Source organism: Roseicyclus sp., from assembly GCF_052168335.1.
In the GTDB taxonomy this organism is placed as follows: Bacteria; Pseudomonadota; Alphaproteobacteria; order Rhodobacterales; family Rhodobacteraceae; genus Roseibacterium.
This window is the reverse complement of record NZ_JBQLZP010000503.1, coordinates 1-3,115: the sequence shown is the minus strand read 5'-3', so window position 1 is coordinate 3,115 and position 3,115 is coordinate 1. Positions and strand designations below refer to the sequence as shown.

The window sequence follows — 3,115 nt, the reverse complement described above, 5'->3', positions numbered from 1 at the left end:
ACATGACCTCGCTTCTCCAGAAGGGGAACCTGGTGCGGGCCGCCGGCCTGTCGACGGAGGTGGCGCCCGGCGTGACGCTGACGGGGGATGCGGTCTACCTGTTCCTCGCCGGGATCACGCGCACGCTCGGGGCCGGGGCGGCGATCGGCGTCGAGGGCTGGGACACGCCAGCGGGGCCCGCGGCGCGGCTGCCGAGCGAGCATCCCGCCCACGAGGAGCGGCTCGACTACGTGACGCGGATGCTCGGGGCGGGCGACTTCTACTGGTTCACGCTGGAGGCCGGGGGCGAGCTGCCGCATTTCATGACGCGGGGAGAGCTCGAGGAGTTCGGCGTCGTCACCTCGGAGTGACGGACGCCGCAAGAGGCTGATGGGACGGCGGAAACGGAGGGACGGGACATGTTCGACCTGACTGGAAAAACGGCGCTGGTGACGGGCGCTTCGGGCGGCATCGGCGCGGCGATCGCGCGGGCGCTGCACGGGGCGGGCGCGACCGTGGCGCTGTCGGGCACGCGGCAGGCGCCGCTCGAGGCGCTGGCGGCGGAGCTGGGCGAGCGGGCGCATGTGCTGCCCTGCGACCTGTCCGATGCCGAGGCGGTCGAGGCGCTGCCCAAGCGCGCGGCCGAGGCGATGGGGGCGGTCGACATCCTCGTGAACAACGCGGGCATCACGCGCGACAACCTCTTCATGCGCATGTCGGACGAGGAATGGGCGCAGGTGCTGGAGGTGAACCTGACCTCGACGATGCGGCTCTGCCGGGGCGTGCTGAGGCCGATGATGAAGGCGCGCTGGGGGCGGATCGTCAACATCTCCTCGGTCGTGGGCGCGACGGGCAATCCTGGGCAGGGGAACTACGCCGCCTCGAAGGCCGGGATGGTCGGCATGTCGAAGTCGCTCGCCTACGAGGTGGCGAGCCGGGGCATCACCGTCAACTGCGTGGCGCCGGGCTTCATCGAGACGGCGATGACCGACAAGCTGAACGAGGAGCAGAAGGGGCGCATCCTCGGCCAGATCCCGGCGGGGCGCATGGGCAGCGCCGAGGAGATCGCGGCCGCCGTCCTCTATCTCGCGAGCGCGGAGGCCGGCTACGTGACGGGCGCCACGCTGCATGTGAACGGCGGAATGGCGATGCTGTGACCGCTTCGGCGGCCTCCGGATCGCCCCGGGCGGCCCGGAAAGTCGGCCCATTGCCTTCCCGAACAAACATGTTATAGGCGGCGAAGAATGACCGGGGGGCGCTCGCCTGCCGGACGGCCCGGGAGGGCGGATCAGTGGCCGTCAAGGCAGGGATCAAACCCGCGTCGCGCATGAATGCGGCGCAGACAGGAGACGAGGAACAGAGATGAGCGATATCGCAGAGCGGGTGAAGAAGATCGTGGTCGAGCACCTGAGCGTCGAAGAGGACAAGGTCACCGAGAACGCCTCGTTCATCGACGATCTCGGCGCCGACTCGCTCGACACGGTCGAGCTGGTGATGGCCTTCGAGGAGGAGTTCGGCATCGAGATCCCCGACGACGCGGCCGAGACGATCCAGACCTTCGGCGACGCGGTGAAGTTCATCGAGAACGCCCAGTAAGGCGCGTCGAGTTTTTCTGAAGCGGCGCCCCCAGGGGCGCCGTTTTCGTTTCCGGACAGGCGGTTCAGGCGGTTTTCCGGCTGGAATCCCTGCATGGCCCGGCGGGGATTGCGCGGGGCTTGCGTGACAAGGTATCACGTCCCGACTTTCCACGGGGCCGCAAGAAGGGGCAGCAGGCATGCGTCGAGTGGTGGTGACGGGGCTGGGGCTGGTGACGCCCTTGGCTACCGGTGTCGAGGAAACCTGGGCGCGGCTTATCGCGGGGCAGTCCGGCGCGGGGCCGATCACGCGCTTCGACGCGAGTCATCTCGCCACGACCTATGCCTGCGAGGTGACGCGGGGCGACGGCTCGGACGGCACCTTCAACCCCGACGACTGGATGGAGCCCAAGGAGCAGCGCAAGGTCGACGAGTTCATCCTCTACGGGCTGGCCGCCGCCGACCAGGCGATCCGGGATTCGGGCTGGGCGCCCAAGGACAGCGAGAGCCTCGAGCGCACGGGCTGCCTGATCGGGTCGGGGATCGGGGGGCTCGAGTCGATCGCCGAGACCGCGATCATCCTGAAGGAGAAGGGGCCGCGCCGCGTGTCGCCGTTCTTCGTGCCGGGCGCGCTGATCAACCTGATCTCGGGGCAGGTCTCGATCCGTTACGGCTTCAAGGGGCCGAACCATGCCGTCGTCACGGCCTGCTCGACGGGTGCGCATGCCATCGGCGACGCCGCGCGGCTGATCCAGTGGGGCGACGCCGACGTGATGGTGGCGGGCGGCGCCGAAAGCCCGATCTGCGAGATCGGGATCGCCGGGTTCAACGCCTGCAAGGCGCTGTCCACCAAGCGCGGGCACGAGCCCGAGAAGGCGTCGCGGCCGTGGGATTCGGACAGCGACGGTTTCGTCATGGGCGAGGGCGCGGGGATGGTGGTGCTGGAGGACTACGAGCACGCCCGCGCGCGGGGCGCGAAGATCTACGCCGAGATCCTCGGCTACGGCCTGTCGGGCGACGCCTACCACATCACCGCGCCGCCGCCCGACCACGAGGGCGCGGAGCGCGCGATGCGGGCCGCGCTGAAGCGGGCGGGCCTCCAGCCGTCGGACATCGACTACGTGAACGCGCACGGCACCTCGACCATGGCCGACACGATCGAGCTCGGCGCCGTCGAGCGGCTGATGGGCAACCATGCCGGCAAGCTGATGATGTCCTCGACCAAGTCGGCGACGGGGCATCTGCTGGGGGCGGCGGGGGCGATCGAGGCGATCTTCTCGATCCTCGCCATTCGCGACCAGGTGGCGCCGCCGACGATCAACCTCGACAATCCGGCCGCCGAGACGGCGATCAACCTCTGCGCCAATGCCGCGCAGAAGGGGGAGATCAACATCGTGCAATCGAACTCCTTCGGCTTCGGCGGCACCAATGCCTGCCTCATCATGGGGCGCGTGTAGCCGCATGTGGAAGCACGTGGCCGCCAACGGGCTGAGCTTCCTGATCCTCGTGGCGATCGCCGTCGCGGGCGCGATCGGCTGGGGCCAAAGCCAGTGGCGGGGCGA

General features: G+C 69.3%; 3 protein-coding genes and 1 pseudogene. All 4 read left to right on the top strand.

All coding sequences use genetic code 11. The features are described from left to right. Positions 1 to 350 (top strand): annotated as a pseudogene (locus tag ACTS11_RS15405) (alpha/beta hydrolase); the annotation flags it as partial. Between the two features lie 48 nt (positions 351 to 398). Next, positions 399 to 1,136, top strand: a complete 738-nt coding sequence (fabG, locus tag ACTS11_RS15400) for a 3-oxoacyl-ACP reductase FabG (protein ID WP_442641182.1) — start codon at positions 399 to 401, stop codon at positions 1,134 to 1,136. Positions 1,137 to 1,341: 205 nt separating this feature from the next. Then, positions 1,342 to 1,575 (top strand): acyl carrier protein, encoded by a 234-nt coding sequence (locus tag ACTS11_RS15395; RefSeq protein WP_442641181.1) that lies wholly within the window; start codon positions 1,342 to 1,344, stop codon positions 1,573 to 1,575. A gap of 178 nt (positions 1,576 to 1,753) precedes the next feature. Then, positions 1,754 to 3,010, top strand: coding sequence for a beta-ketoacyl-ACP synthase II (gene fabF, locus ACTS11_RS15390; RefSeq protein ID WP_442641180.1), 1,257 nt, complete (start codon positions 1,754 to 1,756; stop codon positions 3,008 to 3,010). Positions 3,011 to 3,115: the final 105 nt, after the last annotated feature.

What these genes read in the sequence shown, in the direction of transcription:
- fabG (WP_442641182.1), top strand. Translation starts at nt 399, where the DNA reads ATGTTCGACCTGACTGGAAAAACGGCGCTGGTGACGGGCGCTTCGGGC.
- ACTS11_RS15395 (WP_442641181.1), top strand. Translation starts at nt 1,342, where the DNA reads ATGAGCGATATCGCAGAGCGGGTGAAGAAGATCGTGGTCGAGCACCTG.
- fabF (WP_442641180.1), top strand. Translation starts at nt 1,754, where the DNA reads ATGCGTCGAGTGGTGGTGACGGGGCTGGGGCTGGTGACGCCCTTGGCT.